We start from the raw sequence: 25,123 nt of genomic DNA on the forward strand, positions 1-25,123 counted from the left end.
AATGAGATTTTTTAATGTTTCTGATGCAATTCAATTTTAAAACTTAAAAATGGAGCTGCATCGTAATTCCCGTAAAAAATATGTTTTTACCGGTTCCTGATGCTTTTATATAATCTTTAGCCTGAAACCAAGTCGCTTCGAGCCTGAAATACAGATATTGATTAGGCTCCCAGATGATTTCACTTTCTAATTGGTTTCCGATTTTCTTTTCTGTCGTTGTGTCTCCGGGATAAATCAATGCTGTATTTGGTGCATAAATACCATCGTTGCTGCTGTATCTCCAAAACATATCATAATCAATAACCCAATCGACGTTTTTAACAATTTCAAGACTCAATGAAGGATGAAAATCAATTAAATTCGATGGCCCAATTACAGAAGCTAGTCCAAAATAAGCACCTCTTGGAAAAAGCGGATTAAAAGTTTGCAGATTAGAGTCGCCCGCCGTTTTGTCTCCACTTATAATTTCGGTTTTAAAACCAATTTCCGGACGAAATTTGACGGTATTAAAACGATATCCTGCATTTATTGAAGCTGTCCAGGCACTTATGTTTTTGTCAGCAACATCACCAAATTGGTAAACAGCTTCTGCGTCATAACGCCAGTTTTCTGTTTTTCCCCAAATTCTTGTTCCAACAGATTGTCGTTTCTCTTTACCTGTTGCGTCAAAAAATGCTGCATTGGCTCTTTCGTAACCTAAATAATAAACATCAATATTTTTGATAATTGGTATTTTGTTAAACACCAAATAACTTCCCCATAATTGTCGGTCTTTATTCGAGTCGTCGTCAAAAATACCATCGTGCGCGACAACGTAATGTGTATAAAACAAATCGGTTGTAAAATTTTGTCTGGATACAATTGCTTTAATTCCGTCAAACGACTGCCTGTTATTCGGTCCTTCCCTAACGGCAACCAAACGTTGAGATCCGTATGTGAGTTCCTGCCTTCCTACTCTTAAAATAAGTCTTTTGCTGCCTTCATTTATAATATTGAAATCAGTAAAAATCTGATGTACTTCCAGTGGGTTTTGTTCCACAGGATTCGGATCAATTCTGCCATCTGCCATACTACTTTGTGTCTGAACAAAAGCTCTGAAAAATTTTCCTGCATGAAAATCGGCATGAAACAAATATCTTCCTAAAACATAACCATCGTTATCCTGCGGACCATCGCCCCAATTTTCATTTTTAGCATAGAAGTACTGAAAACGTATATCGCCCCCAAAACTGATATACGTTTTTTTAGAAGCAGAAATTGGCAGAAATTTTACTGTTTTATACCAGTCATTGCTTACTGTATCATTTTCCAAAACACTATAATTCTCATCAAACCGAAGTGATTTAAAATCAGGGTACCGCTGTGCAAAACCAGAAAATGAAAGCAATAAAACCACTAATAGGATTTTGTTTTTCATAATTCAATTTTTATTATTATCACGCTATTGAGATTATTTTTAAACACATAGAAACATAGATTTTATAATTTTGAAAAAAAGAAAATCAAAAAGAAACTCGTTTCTTAACACATAGCTATGTTTGTTAATGCAAGTGAAACGTCTTTTTTGAGTTCAATAATCCTATGTTTCTATGTGTTTAAAAATAATTACTCCCAACAGGGTTATTTTTTAATTATTTAACCCCGTTTTGCTTAATATCTTTATATGCATTTGGAACATTAAAATTGAAATGAAGCCAGTTAAAAAGTTCATATCCTTTATCAAATTCCTTCATGGTTACAGCAACTTTAGTTTCTTCTAATGTCAAACCTTTTTTTACGGCATTTTCAACATTAGACTGCAAAGCCGTAACATAATCTATTGTACATTTAATTCCTGCTTTATTGGTAATTCTACCATGTCCCGGAACTACAATATCTTTATCAGAAATCATATTGTAAATTTTGTTCAGGTTTTGAACCGGTTCCAAAAAATAGCCGTCAAATAACCACGGAATTGTCGGACTCTCAGCAATAAAAGGATTTCCTGCCCACAACACATTTCCTGAAGGCGCTTTTAAATACACAAAAAGATCTGCTGGAGATTGCGCGGTTCCCACATTTATAATTTCAACGATATTGCCTTTTCCCATATCAATTTTCATGGTTTGGTTGATGGCTATTGTAATGTCGGCAGGACGGTAAACGCTCTCTTCAATTCCTCTTCCTTTTCCAAAAAGCATGATCATAAACTGTTTGATATTATCATAATTCTTAGCCAGATTGTCTTTGCAGAATTCATTCTGAATGACAATTGTTTCCTTTGGAAGTAAATAATTTCCGAAACAATGATCGCCGTGATCGCTTGTATTTATAGCATAAACTATAGGTTTTGGCGTTACAGATCGTATTAATTTATAAAGCTGATCGTATAATCCTTTGCTTAACATCGTTTCGATAAGCAAAACCCCTTTATCGCCCACAATAAAGCCTGCCGAAGTTGCCTGCGCAATTCCTTTTGTGGTTTCGGTTTCGGTTGTACTTGGAGATACGGCATAAACATTTTCTGAAATTTTATGCAGTTTTAAAGTCACTTTGTTTGCGTCCCAAATGGGTACGTGACTGGGCATTGGAAATTGTGCATAAGCCGTTGTATTCACTAATGTACACAACATGATAATTGTCAATGCAGAGATTATTTTTTGAATTTTCATGATCTAAATTTTTATAGATTTTGTTTGATTAAATTCATTGGATATAATTGGTTTAAAAACACATAAATCTATGTGCTAGTTTTTCACGCAGATTTGGCAGATTAAGCAGATTTTTTAATCTTTTTAATCTGTGGCATTTATTTTAAAGTCTGCATTTTATATATTAAAACTAATTACACCCAACGAATTTTATTTATGATTAAAGTTTTTTAGCGTATCCTCCGAAATATTTCACCGGCGACCAATCCGGAATTACAGGTGCAATTACAGGATCAAATACTTTAAAATCTCTTGCTCCATAAACAATTTTTCCGTTTACAACAGTCAGATCCGATTCGATATTTCGTACTTTATCGGCTGGAACTGTAAAATAATCCTCTGATAAAATCGAAAAATCGGCATACATTCCTTTTACCAGTTTTCCTTTCTCTTTTTCTTCACCTGAAAACCAAGCGCTGCCTGAAGTATATAATTGAAGTGCAGTAAACTTATCTAAAACCTGATCTTTCGGCCAAAACTGCATTCCTCCTAATGTTTTTCCTGTAATGAGCCAATGCAGCGCCATCCAGGGATTATAAGTTGAAATACGGGTTGCATCAGTTCCCATTCCGACAGGTATTCCCATTTCGAGCATTTTTTTTATCGGAGGCAATTGTGTTTTTGGGGCGCCATACATTTTCTCATACAATTCGCCCTGAAAATACATTCTGAATTGAACTGCAATTCCCCCATTTAATGCTTTTACTCTTTCTAATTCCTGAGGTGTAATGGTTTCTGCATGGTCAAAAAACCAACGTAATCCGTTAAACGGAATTTCTTTATTTACTTTTTCAAATACATTCAGCATTCTGTCAATCGATTCGCCGTAAGTGGCGTGCAATCGAAAAGGCCATTTGTTTTTAACAAGCAAGCGAATTATAGGTTCCAAATCTTTTTCCATTTCATCAGAAAGAACAATTCTGGGTTCCAGAAAATTTTCAAAATCTGCTGCAGATGCCACAATATTTTCTCCTGCCCCTTCTTCGGTATAACCATTGGCTGTCAAAAGATTATCATTTTTATTAATGATCGTTTCGGCAACCCACTTCTCATAATCCTGAAGTTCCTTGCCTTTTTGCTGTGCAAAGAGATAATATGAGATTCTAAGATTTAGTTTTCCCTGTTTGGCCAATTCCATAGAAGTTGCATAATCTGAAGGAAAGTTTTGAGAACCTCCTGCCGCATCGATTACAGACGTTAATCCAAAACGGTTGAGTTCACGATTAAACTGAAGTGAACTGTTGATTCTTTCTTCGGGAGTTAATTTTGTGGTTAATCCCAAAGTGGTATAAATGGCTTTTGGAGTTTCTTTTGCAAACATTAATCCAGTTAAGTTTCCATTTTTGTCTTGTTCGAGAACACTTCCTTCGTAATGTGTATCTTTGGTATAACCCAAAACTTCGATTCCTTTTTTGTTTAAAAAAGCTTTGCCGTATAAATAGGTTATAAACACAGGTTTATCAGGTACTGCGGCATTTATTTCTTCAATGGTTGGCTGTCTTTTTTCCTCAAATCCAAATTCATTCCAGCCTCCAATTACTTTGATCCAAACTCCCGGCGGTGTTCTGGCTGCTTGTTCTTTGAGCATTTCCATAGCTCTTTTTAAGGTTTTTACGCCATCCCAACGCAATTCTGCATTATAATTTAAGCCTTCGCGAATAACATGAATATGACTGTCGTTTAGACCCGGAATAACCGTTTTTCCTTTTGCATCGATGCTTTTTGCAGATGAGGTTTTATAACTTTCCAGAATACTTTTTGAAGTTCCTGTTTCCAGAATAATCCCGTCTTTTATTGCCAACGCCTGCACAAATTCGCCTGATTTTTGCATGGTTGCAATTTTTCCATTGTAAATAATCAGATCGGCTTTTTCCTGAGACTGCATTAACAGACCAAAGAAAAATAATAGTATGATAAATATTTGTTTCATTTTATGAGATTTAATTGGTCTGTTTATTTTAGAGCTTTATTTCGCAAGGAAAAATGCCAAAAGATCTTTTTGTACCTGAGCTGTATTTTCCTGAACCAACCAGTGTCCTGAACCTGCAATTTTAGATTCGGTTACATTTTCTGCAACCAATTTAGAGTGCTCTTTTAAGAAAGCTGCGGCAAAATATTCTCCTCCCATAGCAAGCAACGGCATTTTAAGTTTTGTTTTTGCCAAAATTAAATTGTCTTTCCCGTCCTGCGGAAATGCTCCAAACCATTTAAAACTTGATTTCGCACCATCTTTAACAGCGTAAGCTCTTACGAATTCAGCCGTTTCCTCAGCAGTAAACGGGTCTTTAACATGTCCTACCATTGGCCAGAAATTGGTTAAAAACTCTTTTTCTTTTCCTTTTACAATATCTCCCGAAGCTGGCCAGGCAAAAAATCCAAACCACCATGCAGAAGCCGAAACCTGCGACCAAACCGGTTCGATACCAGGAAGAAGTGCATCCATCAAAGCTAATTTTTTAACTTCACTTCCATATTGTGCAGCATAAGCATAAGCCACCATAAGTCCGATGTCATGTCCTGCCAGATTGATATTATTGTATCCTAATTTTTTTACCAGTTCATGAATATCTTTTGCCATATTTTTTTTGTCATAACCTCCTTCTGGCTTATCAGATTCCCCAACACCTCTTAAATCCGGAGCGATAACGGTAAAATGTTTTGAAAGTTCCGGAAGTAAACGATTCCACATGTACCAGTTTTGTCCAAAACCATGAACCAATACCAGCGGATCTCCTTTTCCGCCAATCACGTAATGAATTTTAACTCCATTTACTTCTTCATAGGCATGTTTGAAATTTGCAGGTGGATTTGCAGGTACTGCCTGAGTTGTTTCGGATGATGTCGCAGGTGTGGTTTCTGTTACAGTAGTTTCTTCTGTTTTTTTATTACAGGATATTAAAACCATTAGTAAAAATAAAAAGGTTAAAATGTGGACTGTTTTACTTTTAAAGTTTAAAAAAGTAGTGTTTAATAAATTCGTTTTCATAATTTAAAATTTTAATTGGTTATTAGAATAATTGGTTATTATATTTTTTTAAGCTGGCAGTTTTCCTATCCAATCTTGTATAAAGACTGCAATCTCCTGCCAGCCCGGCTGATTTAAAACAAAGTGATTTCTTTCGGGAAAAACCTTAAAATCTGTAATAGAATTTTTATCCGTATATTTTTTGTAATTAGAATAGTTAAGTGACTCGGGAATAGTATGATCTGCAGATCCTGCAATTAACAATAATGGATTGTGAGAAGCATTAAAATCTACTTTTGCAGCCGAGGTTATGGTATCTCGCACGATTAATTTAGATTCGGGAATAACAGAATCATAATATGCTTTTTCCTGCCATTCTTCTGGCATTCCGTTAGTAAATGCATATTGCCATTGGCTAAAAGTCATTAAGAAAGTTTTCTTTGCAGAGGTAAAAAAACCAAGCGGTCCCCAGCCGGCTTTTAAAAATGAAAATTTAAAGGTCATAATTCCCTGAGGAGGAACCGAATGTATGGCAATTGCGGCCGAGGCTAAATTACGCTGTAAAAGTATTTGAGCTATAAGCCCACCAATAGAATGGCCGATTATTATGGGCTTTTGAGGAAGGTTTTTTGTGATATTTTCAAAATGATCTATCAAAGCGGTCAAGCGTAGACCGGCAATTTGAGGATCTGGATGACGATCTCGTAAAACAGCAGCCGGAGCGTCTTTGTACGGCCACGCTGGCGCCAGAGTTGTAAATCCTTTACTTTCGAAAAAGACTTTCCAGTCATCCCAGCATTTATTGCTTACAAATGCACCTGTAATAAAAAGTATTGTAGTAGGGTTTTCAGTCAGCATAATACATTTTTTTTAATGTTATGCCAAAGAAGAAACTAAAACCGAACCTATTTTGTACTTAATTGATTTTCAATTAATTAAATATTTAAATTGAAATTTGGAACGACTATATTTCGTCGTACAACGAAAATAAAGCAACTTAATATCGTTTTTTGAGTTATGAATTTTGAGTTATGAGTTAGAAGTAAAAGTAGAAAGCAATTTGAAAAATATACAATACAAATAATAATATTAAAAAAAATTAAAAGCACATTTTACGTTTCAACTACGCGTTACTTTTCATTCATAACTCATAATTCATAATTCATCATTTAAAAGTGGCTTCTCTTTATACCCAATTTTTGCATTCTCGAAGCTAATGTTGTAGGCGGTAATCCTAAGATTTCTGATGCTCCTCCGATACCTCTTATTCTTCCATTGCATTTTTCAAGCACATTGATGATGTGCTCCCTTTCGTTTTCCTGAATAGTTTTAAAATACCAGTCATTTGACTTAGTATTTATTTTAGCGTCATCAAAAGCCGGAAGCGGAATGTGCTCTATGGTATTTGTTTTTGCCAAAAGAATACTTCTTTCAATAAGGTTTTCGAGTTCACGAATATTCCCTGGCCATTGATACAATAAAAGACTTTTTAAAGCACTTTCTGATATTTCGGTCACATTTTTTCCCGTTTTAGAACTATAGACAGCAATAAAATGACGGGCAAGAAGTCCAATATCTTCTTTCCGCTCTCTTAAAGGGGGCAGCTGAATTGGAAACACATTTAACCTGTAATATAAATCAAGTCTAAAACGGCCGTCAGCAACTTCTTTTTCAAGATTACAATTTGTAGCTGCAATAATTCGCACATTAACTTTTATTGAGGCATTTCCTCCAACACGTTCAATTTCTTTTTCCTGGATTGCCCGCAGTAATTTTGCCTGCATTTCTAAGGGCATATCACCAATTTCATCCAAAAACAAAGTGCCGTTATCTGCCTGTTCAAATTTACCAATTCGTCTTTCTGCTGCACCGGTAAAAGATCCTTTCTCATGTCCGAATAATTCTGATTCTATCAGACTTTGGGGAAGTGCTGAACAATTAATTTTTACAAACGGCTGATTTTTTCTATTTGAAAGTTCCTTAATACTATGGGCGATACTCTCTTTGCCAGTACCGCTTTCCCCGGTAATTAAAACTGTTGTATCGGCGGGAGCAACTTGTAAAATATGATCAAATATTTTTAACAACGCCGGACTTTTACCAATGATCGATTCAAAACCTGCATCTTTTATATTATTAACTGACACAATATTTTCAGAAGAAGTGTTTTTTTATCCCGTTTTTTGTCATGACTGATCAAATTTTCAATTGCAAAAATCAAAGGCTCCTGAAGTCTTTCACACAGCGTTAAATGATTTTTATTGTAATTGTCTGTCTGCCTGCTGAAAAAAGACAGATATAGCCCGCCATTTTCTGTCAATGTCAAGGGAACCGGCAGCATGAGATTCGATTTCATATTCATTGAGGTCGCAATCAATTTTTTGATAGGGGTTTTATCGCATATTTTTATAAAATCCTGACCATTATAGAATGTCGCATCTGTCTCGACGCTGCTTTTGTTTCTCAATTCAGTAATCTCAGATTCTTTTAAGGCGGTAATATTTTGCAACTCCTCAATTCCTATTCGTTGATATTCGTGTAAACCTGTTCTTGCGTAACCCAAAACTCTGCTGGATAATTTATTTTCCATATAAAAAACAGCCATTACAAGATCAAAAGAAATAAGAGACTGCAGGGCGGTAATAATATTGAGAACCCTTTCATCCCAGGTACCGCTTTTCGTTACTATAGTTTTTAATTGTTTTTGAAACAAAAGCTCTTTTCTAATTGATGATTCTATTCCATATTGCTGGTGATATTCGGCAATTTCAATTGTTACCAACAAATCTTTTTCTCTAAAAGGTTTTACCAAAAAGCCCTGGGGATGAGTCAGTTTAGCTTTGCTAAGAACTTCTTCATTAGAGTTGGCAGAGAGATAAATAAAAGGAATATTTTCGTTTTTGAGTATTTCGGCAAGATCAATACCGGTCTCTTTTCCTGAAAGGAAAATATCTAATAATACCAATTCCGGCCTCTGCTCTGCAATATAATATTTAGCATCAGGAACTGACCTTGCCATCCCAATAACAGAGTGTCCGGCTTTTTTCAGCATCAGTCGTAAATGATTTGCCTCAACAAACTGATCTTCAACTATAAGTATTTTTAATTGTTTTGCCATTTTATCGAAATTATAAATGAGAACTATTTTCGTTAAAAATGAATTTCAGCGTTATTTTAGTACCATTTGCATTAGTAATTAGAAACTTTCCATCGATATCAGCAGAAAGTCCATGCATCAATTTTATTCCCAATGAAGGATTGTTATAAGGGTCAAAATCCGCAGGAAGACCAATACCATTGTCCTGAATTATTAAAATATAATTTTTATGATCCTCTGTTTTAAGGGAAATATTAATTAATCCGTTTTTATGATCTGGAAAAGCATATTTAATAGCATTTGTAACTGCTTCGTTAAAAATTAGTCCAATAGGTATTGAATGGGACAAAGGCAGATTAAAGCTGTCAACATCTAATACAAACCTTATTGATTTTCTGATTTCGAATGAATCTTTTAGATATTCTGTTAATTCAAATATATAAGACGGCATATCAATTATCGATAAATTCTCTGATTGATATAATTTCTGATGGATTAAAGACATGGCATGAATTCTGTTCTGACTACTATTAATTGCCTGAAGAGCTTCTTCATTTTTTAAAAATTCAGTCTGACTTGCAAGCAAACCGACCACCATGTGCAGGTTATTTTTTACTCTGTGATGAATTTCACGCAAAAGCCATTCTTTTTCAACGACCAGCTTTTGCAGTGTATTATTTTTTTGTTGATTTCATTTTGTTGTATTTCGAGTACCTTGTTTGTTTTCTTCTTAAACATAAAACTTTTATAAAGTAATCCAAGTATTATAAGTAAAAGCAAAACAAAAATGACCATGGAATTACGTAAAAACACTTCGTTTTTAAGTTTGCTTTGCTGCAACAGTGTTTTGTTTTTAAGTTTGATAATATCCATGCTTTTCTTTTCAGTTTCATAGATAATATTGAGTCTGGAGGAAATAGGATAAATATCGCTTTCTTTAAGATTGGCTTTTTTATAGAAAAATATAGCTTTTTTGAGTGAATTTAGAGCGTTGTGAAAATCTGAGATTGAAAAATACAATTCGCTGATTTCTCTGTAGCAGTCACCGCTTCTTTTATTATTTCCGGACTTTTCAAATAGAGAAGCTGCTTTAAAAATTGGATCTAATCTCTCTGCTATTGGTGCATTAGTACGCATTTTAGCTGACCAAACCATTACCCATGATTCTCCCAAATCATCTGTTTGATTTGTTTTGGTTAATACTTCTATTGCTTTTCTGGCGTTGACTTCTATCATCGAATTGTTATTTCTCAACTCCTGGACCATAGAAAGTTGAAGATAACATTTACCAGAATAAATATTAGAATGAAGTATCTGGCTTATCCGAAGGGCTTCCTCAGCATATTGAAATGCCTTTTGCAATGTTTTAGGGTTATTGTAAGAAGCTTCATACCAGTCACTTACTTTTAATAAAATTTTTATTTTGTCTGTGCTTTCAGGTAATTTACTTAGTAATTCTTCTGCTTTTTTTACTTGCAGTTCGTTATAAACTACTTCTTGAGCCAGGTCATTTCTCAGATTAGACAGCTCTTTTTCTACAATTCCTATCTCCATTGTGCTCTTCGAAAAAGCCAATGCGTTTACTTCTCCAAATGTAAACCATACAAGGAGAAACAGAATTATTCTGTAGTGCTTTAAGAGCATTTTTTTTGGAATTAATCAGCTTAACGAAGGTATTGATAATTCTTTATTTAAATTTAAAATATACGAAAATTGACTGCCAACGATATATCGTTGCTTTTACTTTTAATTATACAATACTGTTACATTTAATTAGTTCCAACAGTTTGGATTTTGTTCATAGGTCTAATTGGGACTAATCAATGATAATTATATAAACCTCCTTTTCGATATTATAAATTAAAGTTTTTTTTACTTGTACTTTTACCACTATGATAATTAAAAACATTGTAAACTAATATTTAGAAATGTGGAAAACATAATCGATAAGGAAAGTGACGTATCATTATAATAGTCTAATCTAAGGATTCAATAAAATATTTTTTTATTTTCATTATAATTATTAACTTTCTATAATGAGATATAAAACAATTTACATTGATGACGACGATGACGATATTGATTTTTTTGCCACGGCAGTAACTCAATTATCCGATGCTGTTAGCTAGGTTTCGTTTACTGATGCGTCCGAAGCATTGCAAAGAATTTCAGGATACTTAAAAGCGACAGCAGGTTTACAGGATATACCAGTAATTATTCTTTTAATTATTTTTTCTACATCTTCGGATTCTGTAACAGCTGTAAGCTCAAAGCTGAAGGTGCCAGCGGTTTCCTGACAAACCCAGCAGTATCAAAGAACTTTCGAATCTTCTGCTCCCTTATTTAATCTAAAGTATATGAATATCGAAAATCAACAGGAACTCTATTTACTAGTTATGAATGCGCCGGTCGGCATCTGCGTTTTAGATGCCCAAACGCTGGTTGCCGAAATTGTAAATGACAGCTTTATAGAAGTGGCCGGAAAACCGCGAGAAGCAATCCTTGGTCATTTTTACTGGGATACTTTCGCTGAAGTACGCTCCTACTACGAAAGTGCATTGGCGGATGTTATTTCTCAAGGGAAGTCCTACTCTGTCAATGAGGCTGAACTTGAGCTGATCAGACACGGAAAGGAAGAGACTCGTTACGTGACTTTTGTTTATGCCCCTTTAAAAGATGCTTCCGGAGATGTAAAAAAAGTGGCTGTTTGGGTAATGGACAATACAGTGCAGGTCAATCAAAGGCATAAAGTGGAAGAAAGCGAAAAATTTGCGCGTACCGTTTTTTATAATTCACCGGTGGCGAAATTGGTGTACACCGGACCTGAAATGGTTTTACGCGAAGCCAACGAGAAAATGCTTGAAATATTTGGCAAAGGAGATTCGATTATCGGCAGGCCTATAACTGAAACAGTACCGGAAATAAAAGAGACGCATCTGTTTCAGGCCTATAGTAATGTTTTAAATACGGGAAAAATTCATACCGAAACCGCCGCCCGCATCATGTTTGTTAAGAATGGTTCGCCATATTACGGTTATTATGATTACACTTACAAGCCATTGTACGATGCAAAAGGCAGAATCCATGGTGTCATCTGTACGGCTATTGACGTAACCGAAGAGGTAATTGCGCGCAATAAGCTGGAAGAAGCCGAACAAAACATGAGAGGCGCAGTTGAGCTTGCCCAGCTTGGCACATGGAGTATTGATGTGGCGTCAAACGGGTTAACCTATTCAGACCGTCTTATTGAATGGTTTGGATATGATCCTGCCGCCCAGGACTATAATGAAGTTATACCGATTCTGCTCGAAGAAGACCGCGAACGAGTAGCAAATGCCGTGGCATGGGGACTGAATCCTGCTTCAGGAGGGCTGTATGATGAGACCTACACGGTAATACATCCCACTACCGGAAAGAAAAGAATATTGCATGCGCAGGGTAAAACTGTTTTTGATCCCGAGGGCAAACCTGTCCGTATGAACGGGACTGCCCAGGATATTACCATCCAGATGGAACTGCAGATGGAACTGGAAAACCAGATACAGCAGCGTACCGAAGAAATTGGCGCTGTTATAGAGGAATTAAGGGCTACAAATGAAGAATTGGAACAGACCAACGTGCAATTGATACATTCTAATCAGGAATTGGAACAGTTTGCCTACATAGCTTCGCATGACCTGCAGGAACCGCTTCGCAAAATCAGCACCTTTGTGCAGTTGCTGGAGGGCAAAATCACGGAACATCTTGACGAAAAATCACTAGGATACATAGATAAAATAAAAGACGCCACAAGCCGTATGGGCAAACTTATTCGAGATGTGCTCGCCTATTCTGCCCTGCCGAAAGACGATGCCAATTTCGTTACGGTAAACCTTGATGATACGGCCAAAAATGCGCTGGAAGATTATGATGTAGTAATGGCGCGCACAGGTGCTAAAGTTACATGGAATGCGCTTCCGGTCATCAAAGGCATTCCCTTGCAGATGTCCCAGCTGTTTTTTAATCTGATAGGGAACGCATTAAAATTTATACGCCCTGGTGTGCAGCCCAAAATTCATATTCATTGTAGTATTGCCTCTCCCGATGAGATCCAGTCAGTAAATCTAAAAGAAGGGCTGGCTTATTATAAAATTCAATTTACTGATAATGGCATCGGCATGAAGCCTGAAGATACAGAGAAAATTTTCAATATATTCCAAAAGCTGCACGGTAAAAGTGAATTTGCAGGCACAGGAATCGGACTTGCTATGTGCAAAAAAATTGTCCAGAATCATAATGGTGAAATTGACGCCCTACAAAGCAATGAAAATGGAGCGGTATTTAACGTCTACCTGCCAATAAACAATTAAAATATCTGAGTGGTGATCGATTCTTTATTAAAAAACACAAAGATTGCTGTAATTATAATTTTACTTTCAGTACTGCAAGGGAAATGGGTTCGATTAAAACCTATTTAATCCTTCGGAGATATATTCTTTTCAGAAACAAAAAAAATATTTTTAACCGGATTCATTAAAGCTTTTGTCCAGTGCAGAATAAATACTTTTTTCAGAATGAGAATAAAACTGCTAAAAGAATTTGGTTTTTGTATATACAGGTTTGCTCCCTTATTGAAAGTATCTTCAATATCTTTAGGGTTATTAGAAGTCGAGAGCATAACCGCAGGAATCTCCTTCAGTTCCTGATCGCTTTTTATTTCTTCCAGCGCCTCCTTACCTCCTTTAATCGGCATATTTATATCGATAAAAACAATATCAGGTTTTGGTTCAGACCCATCCTTTAAGGCATTAACCAGTTCCTCGCCGTTGTCTACTGTAATAACTTCAGTAGGAACTTTTGTTGCATCAAGAGCTTCCTTAAATAATTCCTGATCATCTTTGTCATCCTCAGCCAATATAATTTTTACTGGCTCGATTTCATTTAAGTCTTTAGTAGTTCCAACTGGGTTTTCAGAATTTATCATGTCAAAACGGTTTTACAATTTCCAAAAGTACTATTTAAATGCTTACTAAAATTGCCACCAGGCAATAATCTTAAAAGCATTTACAAATTAACGGCCAGCGATATCGTTTATGGCCCTTTATGCGATTGTTAAAATTTACAATCTACTGTTTTAAAGTATTTTGTGATTTACAAATTCACCTTTATGTATGGCAGCCTTATTTCCCCATTCCGTTATTGCATTTAGTAATGGAATGCAGGATTTTCCAAAATCTGTTAAACTGTAGACAACTTTTATCGGAGGTTTTTCCCTTCAACAGTGCGTGATAAAAGACCGTCATTTTCAAGCTGCTTTAACTGGAGGCTTAAAGTCATTTCTGTAATAGCCGGAATATCTCTTCTAAGTTCACTATACCGTTTATCGGTGTCTTTTAAATGATACAAAATAACCGCTTTCCACTTTCCACCAATTAAATCCATAGCTATACTAACAGTGCATGGGTACAATTTGCTATCCAGTTTTATATAATCACTTTGACATTCAATTTTCATAAACTTCTTTTTTAGACCAACTATCCAAATAGATAGTTATTGCAAATTTATCTAACTATGAATAGTTTTGCAACTATAATTTTTATAGTCCAAAATTAATCAAAGTAATAGAACTTATGGAAAAAAATTTTAGCGCAGCCAAATCAAGTATTAAAAGTAGCAAACCGCTTATTACCATTGTTGGTATTTTAGGAAAACAAGGCTACAGCGTTGCACAGTCCCTAATACAGAGCGGACAATATCAAGTACGTGGTATTACCAGAAGACTCGATTCTCCGGAAGCAGTAAGTCTGATAGAACAAGGAGTTGAACTAATTAGTATACCTCTTGCTTTGGGTTATAAAAAAGATTTTGTAGAGGCTTTCCGTGGCTCATACGGCATTTTTTTGATAACACCCAGTATTGTACCTCCGCAAACGCATGAATTTGCATTGGGAAAGGAGCTTGCAGATGCAGCACTTGACGCAAAAGCTGAGCACCTAATTTTTAGCAGCCTGGAAAATGTTGATAGAATTACGTCAGGAAAAAGTTTGCGCCCCATTTCACCGACAAAGCCAATATTGAGACGTATATACGAACACTGCCAATTAAAAGTTCATTCATTTATATGGCCTTTTTTTATACGAACTTCCTCGAATTTTATACCCCGATTATCCAAGATGATGTTCTTGTCTTTCCAATTTACTTACCAAAAGACTTTCGTGCACCGTTTGTTGATCCTCTTACTGCTACAGGTCCAGCTGTTTTAGAAATTTTCTCTAATGCAGATAAATATGCAGGCAGCTCATTACCTGTGATTGGTGATATTTTATCGCCTCAGGAAATAGTTGATACTTTTATAAAGGTTACGGGCAAGAAAGCTATGTACAGTTCGGCATATACGCGAAACGATTTTCTGAAACATTTTCCAGAATTCAGTTCCAATGAAACTTTAGTGGAGGAGATAATTGGAATGGCCGAGTATGCTGTTGAATATGGTTATTTTGCAGAAAATCGCGATTTACAATGGAGCAAAAAAGTTAATCCGCAAAGCCTTTCCTGGGAACAATTTTTAATTCGAACAGGCTGGAAAGGTTTAAAGCGATCCTATTAATTTTGTATGTTTTGTGATAAATCGCGGCCCATCAGCAAACTTAAAAAAATAAATTCTAGTTTTCGCAAATGAGAGTTATTGCACAGTGGCTTTTGTGATCTTGCTTATCATTGCCTATTATTGTCGTGTGCATCCTTAAAACTTCAAATATTAAAGCAAATGAGACACACAAGACATTAGTAATTGTAATTAAGACTCTAAGAGATACAGTCTCAATTATTGTTAACAATCGTATATTTACAGCTACCTGATTCAACCATAATAATCAAAACACATTACCGTTTATAATTCAAATACAACAAACTGCCCAGCCGTGAAATGAAAAAATTTGCAATTAATAAAACAGCCGACGATCATTGGACTATTACCCATAATGAATTTCCGAAATTTACCTGTAAGTTTGAAAATAAAAAATTTAACATAAGCAGGACTATAAACGGACTTGAAAACCCAATGGGTGACCCAAAAGAAGTAAGACTCCTCCAACGAATGGAACAGTGGCTCCTGCAGTATCATAAGGATAAGACAGTCTAACTAAAGTAATTATTCAACTAGAGTTTATTCTTAAAAATTTTCTTTGTAGATATTATAGGCATCTTATTTTAATAACATTCTTTCCGTAATTGTTTTATTTGAGGAAGCATCAATACCGGTAACTTCGGCATACTTTACATTGGGTAACCAAAAAGAACCTCCTTCAATGCGCACAAATATTTTTTCTACCTGAATTTTTTTCTGATTTACATTTACAAAAACATGATATTTTTGATCTGAATCTATCTTTTTCAAGGTTAAGGGTAATTTTTTATACGATACAAATTGAAGCTCAAACTCCTCATTATTTGAGGCTTTACTTTCTATTCCGTATGCAAATTTACGTTGTATATAACTAAAATCTTTTTTTCTCCTTTCTCAGCATATCGAATCCAATACGCTTTTATAGGATTGCTTTTGTCTATTTTTCCGTTTTCCTGGTAGTTTATGGCATAAATAGCAGTATTTATATTCGGATCTCGCTGAATGTAAAATAGCATATTATCTATATTTTTAGGCGTTGGGAAATGTAATGGTGATGGATTTTTGGTTTGTGCCAATAGATTACCAGAAATTATATTTACTAAGATCGTTATAACAATTAGTGATTTTCTAAAATTTTTAAATGGTAATTTATTCATAAACGAAATTTTCATTGATTGCAAATATTTTAAACACATTTCGACTCCGCTCAGTGCAGGCTGGAAACATAGATTCAGGACGCTTAAAAAAGCGTTTCACATGTTTTAATGCAGATTAACTCTTTCAGAATCCGCAATCTTGTCATCTCGACGAAGGAGAGATCACACAAGAAACTCGACAAAGATTGGCGAATATCTGACCGGAAATACTAGTGTGATCTCTCCTTCGTCGAGATGACAAACTTTGTGGTTACTTCTCTGTCTTTTTACTAATTCCTTAACTTAATGACATTGGGCTTTGGGGACTATGTGTTAGAACAGAAAAACCACAAAATTACACCCAACTGTTTATTGATATACTAATTTTATTCAATTGCATTCTGTTTTTCGTTTACCCTAAAAACCCAATATTTAATTAATGGATAATTAAATCCATAAGAAACAAAACTATCCGTGATTAATCTTCCGATTCTATAATCGATTTGAAATACTTTTTGCAAAATAAGCGTACCAAATGATTTTAAGGAAATGCTTCCCAATACAACCAACGCAAATTTAAAAAGCTGACTATTGATGCGGCTGTTATAACCACATTGTTTTTTAAATACCCAAAATCTATTGATGCTGAAATTGACAATGGCGCCAACGGTTCCGGAGATTAGAATCGAAAAGGTAAAATGCAATTTAAATACTTCTGTTAATAAAATCATTAAGCCATAATCGGTAATGCCACCTAAAAATGCCGCAACTTGTGCTTGTAGAAAAGTGAAAATAGATTTTTTCGGGAACATATCAGTCTTGGTTTTTATCTTTTAAATCGCCCAGCTTTAAAAGTTTTAAGCTATCTATTACATTAATTATAAACAATATAAAAGTGATTAAGCCGGCCAGATATGTAATAGATCCGTGGAATAAAACTTCTATAATTAAAATTAAGGCAATAATAAATCGAAGTTCTGTTGGGCCAACAACGCCAGAATCTATACTGTATTCATTTGTGATTTTGTAGCGTAACTGACTGATGATGATAGACCAGCCATACAATGCGACAAAAGCAAAGGCTACTATTTGTGTGCCATTTTTGGCATAAATGTAGTAGCCAAAGCCTATAAGTATAATACCAATCCAATCGGCAATAATATCGAGTGCAAAACCATACCAACGACGTGGAATATTTCTATAATAAGCCAATCTTCCATCTAAAGAATCGCCTAACCAATTTATAGCCAAACCGATAATACCCAAAAGCAAATACCAGTTTGTAAAATAAGTACCTAAAACAAAAGCTAAAAAAACCAATCCAGAACCCAGTGTACCCATTAAAGTGAGTACGTTTGGCGAAATGAATTTAGGCACCTTTGGCAGCAAAAATACAATCGTTGACTGTTCAGCCCTTTTTAAAATATTAGTTCGCTTACGGTCTGAAAATGTTCTTTGTACAATTGCACTATGATCTTCAACCTGTGTTTCTTTTCTCATTAATATCGCAATATTTATAAGCCAGATAGTATTATACCAATTCTAGTTTTATAATTTTCAATTTTATTTTTCTTTGCGTATTTTTAAAGAAATCGGTGGTTCTTTTTAGTTTACCTGATCTAACCAGATAACTAACTGCGAGGACAATCAGCATAATTATTTAACAATACCTGCAAAACGTTGATAGAAAACCGTTGGGCTGTTCTCGTTTTTAGGAGCATATTTTCCTGCTATAATTGGAATATAAATAACTCTCCTTCTACTGTCTTCGCCACGGATAGAGGATTCAGCCACTCTGTGCCACAAACGGCCATCGTGAATGGTTAAATCTCCAGCTTCCGGAGTGATGGATACTTCCTGTGGATCGGGTTTATTATCTAAAAAGTACTTTTTACGGAAAAGCATTTGATAAATACTTTGTTTATGAGTACCCGGAATGATTTTAAGGCCGCCGTTTTCGGGTTGTAAAGTGCTTAAGTGAATACCCACATTGAGCATCGGGTTTAATTTTGCACCATAAAAAATATCTCGCAAACCATCTGTATGCCAGCCCATTTTAGTAAACTTACTTTCTGGCCCATTGATATAATGATTGAAAACCATTCCGTCTTTTTCTTCAGTACCTAATCTTGCACCATCGCCTGCCAATGGTAATAAACTATTAAATCTTGGATCAAGTAAAAGACCGCTTAAGGTTTGATGATGTTGATTGATAAAAGCAAAACGTTGAACAATAGGAGAACCATCTAAATCTTTTCCGTATTTAATAGGAACTCCATTTACTTTTTGAAGGTCATTGTGAATCCATTTTTGCTCCACTTGTTTAGACGCATCAATGATGGATGAAACAGTTTCCGGATTTATAAATTTTTTGAAATGGATAAAACCATGTTCGTTAAAAAAGTTGATTTGCTCAGCAGTTAATTGCTCAGTAAGCGTAAAAGTTTTATAAGAAGATACCATAATAAATATATTTAATAAATGAAATAATAGTGTTTGAAATTTTATCTAAAGGATTAGCAACAGCAACAACAGCAACACATTCGCATAGTGTTGGCGTGCATTCGATCTTTAGTAAAATTAAACTCATTTCTCATATTAGATATACTCTATAGAATTAGTAGACATTTATACAAATGTAATATAATTTCTCATTTGCAAAGATTTTTTTTTATTTTTTTGAAAAAATTAAATTTTATAAATCCCGGCTGCCATTTTTTCGATAAAAGCCTTTGGTAGTATACGGTTGGCATAAACCGAAATGATATTTGTAAAACCCGGAATAACTTCTGATTTTTTGTTGAACATGGCTTTTACAGCCATTTTTGCAACTTCATCAGGCTGCATATTAAACTTTTCAGCCATTTTACTAAAAGCGTCTAAACCAGCTCTTGAAGCAAAACCAGTATCAACCGGGCCAGGACTAAAACAGGTTACTGAAATTGAAGTTTGGGCAAGTTCAAAACGTAAGGCACGGGTAAACGATAAAACAAAAGCCTTTGTAGCCGAATAAATAGCCAGCGTAGGTACAGCTTGATATGCAGCAGTACTCGATATATTTAAAATGTAGGCTTGCTTTTCTTGTGAAAGTATGGGTACTAATAAATGTGAAAGCTCTACAACTACATTCATGTTAAGTTGCATCATGCCAAGCTGATCGGTTAGAGAAGACTTACTAAAATCGCCCCAAACACCATAACCCGCATTGTTTACTAAAATGCCAACTGGATAGTTATTCATTTTTATCCAATCGGTTACTTTTTGCGATGCACCATTTGTCGAAAGATCAATCGATAAAAAAGGAGCATTGATGCCGTATTTAGCTTGAAGATCATCAGATAGCGTTTTTAATTCCTCATCACTTCTTGCAACAAGCAATAGTGGATAACCTTGTTTAGCCAATTCATAAGCAATAGATTTTCCAATGCCTTTGCTGGCGCCAGTTATTAAGGCATAAGGTTTCGTTTTTTCGCTCATTTTATTAATTTTAATCTTTCAAATATAAAGATTAATTGTAAACCGTTGAGTGTACAACTTGCATAATATTTAACCTAATAAAGCAACTTTCAGTGTGTAAATATTATTTTTCAAAATACTCATCGTAGTAATAAATGGTTAATTTTGACTATTGTTACAAGATTAGAGTTCCTATACATTTGTATTGCTAAATATTTTTTAGTGGATTAAATAATCTACCCTTAATTATAAAAACAATATCTTTTATGAAAACAAAAATCACTAGTATTTTCGCGTTGTTAGTTATTGCTCTTTTTGCCAATTGCGAAAACAAGAATAAATCGAATCAACCTACAGCCGAAACCGAAACCGTAAACGAAACTAAAACCACAAACCAAGATTCGGCACGTGTAAATGGAACAACATGCGATATTACCATTTCGGGAATCCATTTTACGAAATCGGTTAATGGTGCAGATACACTTGCTACAGCAGATGCTAATGGAAAAGTAACATTTAAAGCGGGAGCCAAAAAGGATTATTTTTGTGATCCAAACGAAAAATTATCTAACAACACCGCTCCTATTTTGTTATCCAAAATTGACAATAAAAAACCTTTCACTTTAATTTCAAAAGTAACTCCTGAATTTACAAAAGAAGGTTTGTACAATGCCGGCGTATTGTATATTTATGTGAATGATAATTTTTGGCAAAAACTATGTTTTGAACAAGACGAACGTGGAAAACATCGTGTAGTAAGTGTTAGAACCATAGGTACATCTGACGATAATAATCATGATATCGTAACTACTCCATCTATTTACATGAAAATCTCTTCAGATACACAAACAATTGCTAGTTACTACTCTTATGATAAAAAAGACTGGCACATGGTACGCTTATACAAAAACAACTATCCATCTGAAATTTGGGTAGGAATTAGTAACCAATGTCCAGTTGACAAAGGTTCATTAAGCTACTTTGAAGATTTAAGCTTAGTTCAAAATAGTGTTACTGATTTCAGAATGGGAAATTAATTTAAATACCTTTGCACTGCGAAGTCTGCCGACTTCGCAGTTATCCAATAATTTACAACAAATTTAAAGCTCCTGCTGTTCGAACTGCTTCAATAGAATTATTTACATTTAGTTTTTCCAAAATATTTTGTCTGTGCCTGTTTACAGTATTAATACTGATATTGAGTTTCGCAGCAATTTCTTTACTAATTATACCTTTACTAATTAAAACTAAAATTTCTTTTTCACGCAAAGTCAAAAGATCAACACAATTTTCATAGGTATCTACATAAAAGATTTCTCCTGTTTTAGTATTAATAATTTTTCCCTCTATACCATTTACACCAGCTGTTTTTTCTAATAAATAATTATATAGACACACAGCAAGCCACAATCCGCCTTCTGAACTGTTTTTCATATAAAAACTGCGATGCAAAATATACTGGTATTCCTTTTTAGTATTTAAGGTTCTAATTCTGCATTTTGTAGCATAATTTAACCTTTCCTCAGAAGATATTGTCTTTAAGAAATTAAAAAACTCCAGTTCCAAAAGATGTCTTTGAAAAAGATCATCAGGATGAATGCGGTTATAAATGTCCTCTTCCCAAATAGAATCAATTGTTGTAAATCCGGAAGTATGAATATCAAAAAAACGACCAAAATTACCCGCAAATATATAGCTCTTATTACTAGCTAAATCTGAGAGTACAGCTACTGAATTATCTAATTTCACGTAGGCTTCCATCATTACTATAGCCTCATTTAATGCTTCTTTACGCTTTTCAGGGCTGTCTATTGATTCAAAAGAAAATTTGTCTTCTAAGTTCGAGATAGGATTCATAACTATAATTCGTTATTACTGTACTAAGTTATAAGAAAGGAGATTAGAGTGATTTTAAAAATGGTTATATTTAACTATTGCTGCAAAAAACTCAAATTACATTCTTTGTAAATTATTAATAAAATCCAAATTTAAGAAATCATGAAGAGAATTCACTTAGTTTTAATATGTATATGCATTATGGCTGTAAAAGGAAACGCTCAAAAACTAACTTCAATGAACTGGCTCAATGAACCAGCTGACTGGGAAATAAAAGACAATAAACTTACTATGCAGGTTACACCACAATCTGATTATTGGAACAAAAGCCACTACGGATTTACAGTATACGATGGACCTTTTCTCTATACAGAAAGAAGTGGCGAGTTTGAAGTTGTTGTAAAAATGAGCGGTGTTTATAAGACCAGATTCGATCAGGTTTGCCTTATGCTTCGAATTGATGAAAACAATTACGTGAAAACTGGTGTCGAATATGTAGACGGAGTTTATAATATTAGTACTGTTCATACTATCGATAAAAGTTCATGGAGTGTTCTTGGCTTAAAAGAAAAACCTAAAAATGTATGGATGAAGGCCGTACGCCGATTAGATGCACTGGAGATTTTTTATTCTATTGATGGGATTAATTATACAATGACTAATACCGCTTATTTTCCGGAATTTAAAACAGTACAAGTGGGTATGATGGCTGCAAGTCCTGATGGAAAAGGCTTTACGGCTACTTTCGAAGATTTTAAAATTACGCACCTTCCGGATCAAAGACGTTTGGAGTGGTTGAAAAACAATCAATAGTTTTTTGTAGAATCAATTACAACATGCAACTGCTGAACCCGATAAGTTCAGCAGTTTTTTTATACAAAATCAAATTATATGGTAAGGTTCGATAAACCTACGTAAGTTACCAATGCGTTATTGGAACAGGCTTACGTAAAACGTTTTTTTGATTTTTTTAATGTAAAACTGGTTGCCGCGCCGGAAGTAACCTGCCAGCAACAGAAGATGAAAATAAATACGCATCTTGATAAAAAATCACATGCAACTGCTTTGTTAAATTATAATTCCCTATTTTAAGGTTTATTTTATTTTTATAAATTTACGCAATGAAACAAGCAGAAACCGTTAGCGAATTTTATAAACGACTGCCAAACCATGCACCTGTAAATGTGCCACTTAATAATGCCGGGATCGGCCATATTAATGTTTTTACCAGAGAATCATGTGCCGAAGTAAGTCCTTACAGCCGACGGGATTTTTACAAGATTTCTCTAATCATCGGCAAGGGCAAGATTTATTATGCCGACAAATGGATACAGATTGACAAACCTGCCCTACTCTTTTCTAATCCTGTGGTGCCTTATTCGTGGGAAGCAGAATCTGAGGATCAGTCTGGTTGGTACTGCCTGTTTACCGAAGATTTTATACAGCATAGCGAACGCATGAATAGCTTACTGGATTCTCCTTTATTCAAAATTGGATGTAATCCGATATTTTTTCCCGATGATACTCAATTAAAGGAGCTTTCAGCCATATATATGAAGATGCAAGCCGAAATGCTTTCTACTTATCCGCATAAGTACGATATTCTGCGCAGCTATCTGCATCTGATAATTCATGAGGCCATGAAAAATAATGCTGCCACAAATTTTCATACTTATACAAATGCCTCTTCCCGGGTATCAGCTTTATTTCTTGAATTGCTCGAAAGACAGTTTCCTATTGACTCTCCTTCACTCACATTAAAATTAAAAAATCCGGCAGATTATGCCAATTCTTTATCCATACACATCAATCATCTTAATCGTTCGGTAAAGGAAATTACAGGAAAAACTACATCTACTCATATTGCAGATCGTATTATTAAAGAAGCTAAAACCTTATTGCAGTACACAGATTGGAATATTGCCGATATTGGCTACAGCCTTGGTTTTGAATATCCTTCTTATTTTACACTCTTTTTTAAAAAGCACACCGGTTTGGCACCAACTCAGCTGAGAATAACTGTTTGAATATTATAATTAACTGTTTGATCGCTATAAGTCCCGACTGTGTTTTCAGGTTTACATTTGTAGAAACAAAATTAGATAAAAAATGGAATACAGAAAACTCGGAACCACCGGTGAGGAACTATCAGCACTTGGTTTAGGCTGTATGGGCATGAGCTTTGCTTATGGTCCGGCAGACGATAAAGAAAGTCTGGCAACGCTGGAGAAAGCACTTGATTTGGGGGTTAACTTTTGGGATACGGCCGATATGTACGGCAACGGTGCCAATGAAGAACTCATCTCAAAAGTCCTTGTCCCTAACCGCGATAAGATATTTATCGCAACAAAATTCGGATTTCGTTTTAAAGATGGAATTGCGGGGCCAAGCAGTGCTTCGGGAACCTACTTTGACGGCTCTCCTGCCTGGATGAAAGTTGCAGTTGAACAGAGCCTAAAGCGTTTGAAAATTGACACAATTGATCTTTATTATGCGCATCGGGTTGACCCAAATGTCCCGATTGAGGAAACTGTTGGGGCAATGGCAGATTTAGTAAAAGAAGGTAAAGTGCGCTATCTCGGACTTAGTGAAGTCTCTGCCAATTCTTTAAGAAAAGCGCATGCTGTGCATCCAATCTCTGCTGTTCAAAGTGAGTACTCACTTCTCACAAGAGATGTAGAAAACGGAATATTAAAAACTACTCGTGAGCTTGGTATCTCTCTTGTCCCTTATTCTCCTTTGGCGCGTGGTCTGGTTACCAATAAACTTAATGTGGATACACTTGCCATTGATGATTTCAGAAGAACGCTTCCGCGCTATCAAAGTGAAAATATTGACAACAACAATAAGCTTATAGAAAATTTTGCAGCTTTTGCAGCTTCCAAAAATTGTACACCCGCACAACTAGCTTTGGCTTGGGTGTTAGCGCAGGGTGAAGATATAATTCCTATTCCGGGAACCAAGAAAAGAAATTATCTGGAAGAGAATGTTGGTGCAATTGAAGTTAAATTGTCAAGCGCTGATCTCACAGTTATTAATGAGTTAATTAATAAATATCCTATAATTGGAGAGCGATATAGTGAAGAAGCAATGAAGATGGTTAATCACTAAGTAGCTCTTTTTATTTAAAATAACAACAAAAATAAAGTCTGCTCGCGCCGTGGTGTGAGCAGACTTTATTTTTGTCAACAATTCTAAAATCATTCTTTATTAAGATGATGATAGAAATATGGCTAAACAAAACCAGAGTTGGTAAAGATTAATTTTTACATGTACATAGCTAATAATTATGCAACTATAATTTATTTTTCTATAAGAAGTTGGGATGGAACCTATGGT

At 35.0% G+C, this 25,123-nt stretch carries 20 protein-coding genes and 3 pseudogenes; 6 read left to right on the top strand and 17 right to left on the bottom strand.

What is annotated here, in order from left to right:
• Positions 1 to 43: 43 nt before the first annotated feature.
• The 9 genes from ACZZZT_RS16180 to ACZZZT_RS16220 form a co-directional block, all read right to left on the bottom strand.
• On the bottom strand, positions 44 to 1,417 hold the full coding sequence (locus ACZZZT_RS16180) for an alginate export family protein (RefSeq protein WP_463461138.1): 1,374 nt from the start codon (positions 1,415 to 1,417) through the stop codon (positions 44 to 46).
• Positions 1,418 to 1,631: 214 nt separating this feature from the next.
• Entirely contained in the window at positions 1,632 to 2,651 is a 1,020-nt protein-coding gene (locus ACZZZT_RS16185; RefSeq protein WP_463461139.1) for an MBL fold metallo-hydrolase, read from the bottom strand.
• Between the two features lie 199 nt (positions 2,652 to 2,850).
• Positions 2,851 to 4,620 (bottom strand): amidohydrolase, encoded by a 1,770-nt coding sequence (locus tag ACZZZT_RS16190; RefSeq protein ID WP_463461140.1) that lies wholly within the window; start codon positions 4,618 to 4,620, stop codon positions 2,851 to 2,853.
• A 36-nt stretch (positions 4,621 to 4,656) separates the two neighbouring features.
• Positions 4,657 to 5,676 (bottom strand): alpha/beta fold hydrolase, encoded by a 1,020-nt coding sequence (locus tag ACZZZT_RS16195; RefSeq protein ID WP_463461141.1) that lies wholly within the window; start codon positions 5,674 to 5,676, stop codon positions 4,657 to 4,659.
• Between the two features lie 48 nt (positions 5,677 to 5,724).
• Positions 5,725 to 6,513, bottom strand: a complete 789-nt coding sequence (locus tag ACZZZT_RS16200) for an alpha/beta hydrolase (protein ID WP_463461142.1) — start codon at positions 6,511 to 6,513, stop codon at positions 5,725 to 5,727.
• Between the two features lie 311 nt (positions 6,514 to 6,824).
• Positions 6,825 to 7,802 carry a sigma-54 interaction domain-containing protein gene (locus ACZZZT_RS16205; protein ID WP_463461143.1) on the bottom strand — a complete coding sequence of 326 codons (978 nt, stop codon included), beginning with the start codon at positions 7,800 to 7,802 and terminating at the stop codon, positions 6,825 to 6,827.
• The gene (locus ACZZZT_RS16210) at positions 7,784 to 8,773 is read right to left on the bottom strand and encodes a response regulator (protein ID WP_463461144.1); all 990 of its coding nucleotides are present in this window, start codon (positions 8,771 to 8,773) and stop codon (positions 7,784 to 7,786) included. Before ACZZZT_RS16210 ends, ACZZZT_RS16205 begins: the two co-directional genes overlap by 19 nt.
• A 10-nt stretch (positions 8,774 to 8,783) precedes the next feature.
• A complete protein-coding gene (locus ACZZZT_RS16215) occupies positions 8,784 to 9,389 on the bottom strand; it encodes a sensor histidine kinase (RefSeq protein WP_463461145.1) in 606 nt (201 codons plus the stop codon).
• A complete protein-coding gene (locus tag ACZZZT_RS16220; protein WP_463461146.1) occupies positions 9,365 to 10,396 on the bottom strand; it encodes a hypothetical protein in 1,032 nt (343 codons plus the stop codon). The genes ACZZZT_RS16215 and ACZZZT_RS16220 overlap by 25 nt, the downstream gene beginning before the upstream one ends.
• A 713-nt stretch (positions 10,397 to 11,109) precedes the next feature.
• Between ACZZZT_RS16220 and ACZZZT_RS16225 the strand changes: the two genes are divergently transcribed.
• Positions 11,110 to 13,101, top strand: a complete 1,992-nt coding sequence (locus ACZZZT_RS16225; protein ID WP_463461147.1) for a PAS domain-containing protein — start codon at positions 11,110 to 11,112, stop codon at positions 13,099 to 13,101.
• Positions 13,102 to 13,205: 104 nt separating this feature from the next.
• Here ACZZZT_RS16225 and ACZZZT_RS16230 read toward each other — a convergent pair whose 3' ends face one another.
• Complete coding sequence (locus ACZZZT_RS16230; protein ID WP_463461148.1) at positions 13,206 to 13,715, bottom strand: response regulator; 510 nt, start codon at positions 13,713 to 13,715, stop codon at positions 13,206 to 13,208.
• A gap of 150 nt (positions 13,716 to 13,865) precedes the next feature.
• Positions 13,866 to 14,245: pseudogene (locus ACZZZT_RS16235) on the bottom strand (winged helix-turn-helix transcriptional regulator).
• Between the two features lie 116 nt (positions 14,246 to 14,361).
• On the opposite strand from ACZZZT_RS16235, the pseudogene ACZZZT_RS16240 reads away from it, so the two are divergent.
• Positions 14,362 to 15,338 (top strand): annotated as a pseudogene (locus tag ACZZZT_RS16240) (NmrA family NAD(P)-binding protein).
• Positions 15,339 to 15,935: 597 nt separating this feature from the next.
• Here ACZZZT_RS16240 and ACZZZT_RS16245 read toward each other — a convergent pair.
• From ACZZZT_RS16245 to ACZZZT_RS16265, 5 genes and pseudogenes are all read right to left on the bottom strand, one after another.
• Positions 15,936 to 16,552 (bottom strand): annotated as a pseudogene (locus tag ACZZZT_RS16245) (DUF4833 domain-containing protein).
• Between the two features lie 326 nt (positions 16,553 to 16,878).
• A complete protein-coding gene (locus ACZZZT_RS16250) occupies positions 16,879 to 17,304 on the bottom strand; it encodes a GtrA family protein (protein WP_463461149.1) in 426 nt (141 codons plus the stop codon).
• 1 nt (position 17,305) lies between these two features.
• Entirely contained in the window at positions 17,306 to 17,992 is a 687-nt protein-coding gene (locus ACZZZT_RS16255; RefSeq protein WP_463461150.1) for a CDP-alcohol phosphatidyltransferase family protein, read from the bottom strand.
• Positions 17,993 to 18,148: 156 nt separating this feature from the next.
• A complete protein-coding gene (locus ACZZZT_RS16260) occupies positions 18,149 to 18,955 on the bottom strand; it encodes a phytanoyl-CoA dioxygenase family protein (RefSeq protein WP_042567119.1) in 807 nt (268 codons plus the stop codon).
• A 225-nt stretch (positions 18,956 to 19,180) separates the two neighbouring features.
• Positions 19,181 to 19,969 (bottom strand): SDR family NAD(P)-dependent oxidoreductase, encoded by a 789-nt coding sequence (locus tag ACZZZT_RS16265; protein ID WP_463461151.1) that lies wholly within the window; start codon positions 19,967 to 19,969, stop codon positions 19,181 to 19,183.
• Between the two features lie 245 nt (positions 19,970 to 20,214).
• Here ACZZZT_RS16265 and ACZZZT_RS16270 point away from each other — a divergent pair, with 245 nt between their 5' ends.
• Positions 20,215 to 20,985, top strand: coding sequence for a DUF1349 domain-containing protein (locus ACZZZT_RS16270; protein WP_463461152.1), 771 nt, complete (start codon positions 20,215 to 20,217; stop codon positions 20,983 to 20,985).
• 52 nt (positions 20,986 to 21,037) lie between these two features.
• Here the strand turns inward: ACZZZT_RS16270 and ACZZZT_RS16275 are convergent, their stop codons facing one another.
• The gene (locus ACZZZT_RS16275; protein WP_463461153.1) at positions 21,038 to 21,805 is read right to left on the bottom strand and encodes a response regulator transcription factor; all 768 of its coding nucleotides are present in this window, start codon (positions 21,803 to 21,805) and stop codon (positions 21,038 to 21,040) included.
• 141 nt (positions 21,806 to 21,946) lie between these two features.
• On the opposite strand from ACZZZT_RS16275, the gene ACZZZT_RS16280 reads away from it, so the two are divergent.
• The 3 genes from ACZZZT_RS16280 (at position 21,947) to ACZZZT_RS16290 (ending at position 24,895) form a co-directional block, all read left to right on the top strand.
• The gene (locus tag ACZZZT_RS16280; protein WP_463461154.1) at positions 21,947 to 22,597 is read left to right on the top strand and encodes a DUF1349 domain-containing protein; all 651 of its coding nucleotides are present in this window, start codon (positions 21,947 to 21,949) and stop codon (positions 22,595 to 22,597) included.
• A 308-nt stretch (positions 22,598 to 22,905) separates the two neighbouring features.
• Positions 22,906 to 23,811 carry a helix-turn-helix domain-containing protein gene (locus ACZZZT_RS16285; RefSeq protein ID WP_463461155.1) on the top strand — a complete coding sequence of 302 codons (906 nt, stop codon included), beginning with the start codon at positions 22,906 to 22,908 and terminating at the stop codon, positions 23,809 to 23,811.
• An 82-nt stretch (positions 23,812 to 23,893) separates the two neighbouring features.
• Positions 23,894 to 24,895: an aldo/keto reductase gene (locus ACZZZT_RS16290; protein ID WP_463461156.1), complete on the top strand. Its 1,002-nt coding sequence runs from the start codon at positions 23,894 to 23,896 to the stop codon at positions 24,893 to 24,895.
• Positions 24,896 to 25,123 lie beyond the last annotated feature (228 nt).

It is taken from the genome of Flavobacterium sp. AC274 (assembly GCF_979258275.1).

Coding starts and splice junctions, on each gene's coding strand:
- ACZZZT_RS16290 (WP_463461156.1), top strand. CDS start 23,894: ATGGAATACAGAAAACTCGGAACCACCGGTGAGGAACTATCAGCACTT.
- ACZZZT_RS16265 (WP_463461151.1), bottom strand. CDS start 19,969: ATGAGCGAAAAAACGAAACCTTATGCCTTAATAACTGGCGCCAGCAAA.
- ACZZZT_RS16255 (WP_463461150.1), bottom strand. CDS start 17,992: ATGAGAAAAGAAACACAGGTTGAAGATCATAGTGCAATTGTACAAAGA.
- ACZZZT_RS16200 (WP_463461142.1), bottom strand. CDS start 6,513: ATGCTGACTGAAAACCCTACTACAATACTTTTTATTACAGGTGCATTT.
- ACZZZT_RS16220 (WP_463461146.1), bottom strand. CDS start 10,396: ATGCTCTTAAAGCACTACAGAATAATTCTGTTTCTCCTTGTATGGTTT.
- ACZZZT_RS16195 (WP_463461141.1), bottom strand. CDS start 5,676: ATGAAAACGAATTTATTAAACACTACTTTTTTAAACTTTAAAAGTAAA.
- ACZZZT_RS16275 (WP_463461153.1), bottom strand. CDS start 21,805: ATGAATCCTATCTCGAACTTAGAAGACAAATTTTCTTTTGAATCAATA.
- ACZZZT_RS16250 (WP_463461149.1), bottom strand. CDS start 17,304: ATGTTCCCGAAAAAATCTATTTTCACTTTTCTACAAGCACAAGTTGCG.
- ACZZZT_RS16285 (WP_463461155.1), top strand. CDS start 22,906: ATGAAACAAGCAGAAACCGTTAGCGAATTTTATAAACGACTGCCAAAC.
- ACZZZT_RS16230 (WP_463461148.1), bottom strand. CDS start 13,715: ATGATAAATTCTGAAAACCCAGTTGGAACTACTAAAGACTTAAATGAA.
- ACZZZT_RS16260 (WP_042567119.1), bottom strand. CDS start 18,955: ATGGTATCTTCTTATAAAACTTTTACGCTTACTGAGCAATTAACTGCT.
- ACZZZT_RS16180 (WP_463461138.1), bottom strand. CDS start 1,417: ATGAAAAACAAAATCCTATTAGTGGTTTTATTGCTTTCATTTTCTGGT.
- ACZZZT_RS16210 (WP_463461144.1), bottom strand. CDS start 8,773: ATGGCAAAACAATTAAAAATACTTATAGTTGAAGATCAGTTTGTTGAG.
- ACZZZT_RS16185 (WP_463461139.1), bottom strand. CDS start 2,651: ATGAAAATTCAAAAAATAATCTCTGCATTGACAATTATCATGTTGTGT.
- ACZZZT_RS16280 (WP_463461154.1), top strand. CDS start 21,947: ATGAAGAGAATTCACTTAGTTTTAATATGTATATGCATTATGGCTGTA.
- ACZZZT_RS16225 (WP_463461147.1), top strand. CDS start 11,110: ATGAATATCGAAAATCAACAGGAACTCTATTTACTAGTTATGAATGCG.
- ACZZZT_RS16190 (WP_463461140.1), bottom strand. CDS start 4,620: ATGAAACAAATATTTATCATACTATTATTTTTCTTTGGTCTGTTAATG.
- ACZZZT_RS16270 (WP_463461152.1), top strand. CDS start 20,215: ATGAAAACAAAAATCACTAGTATTTTCGCGTTGTTAGTTATTGCTCTT.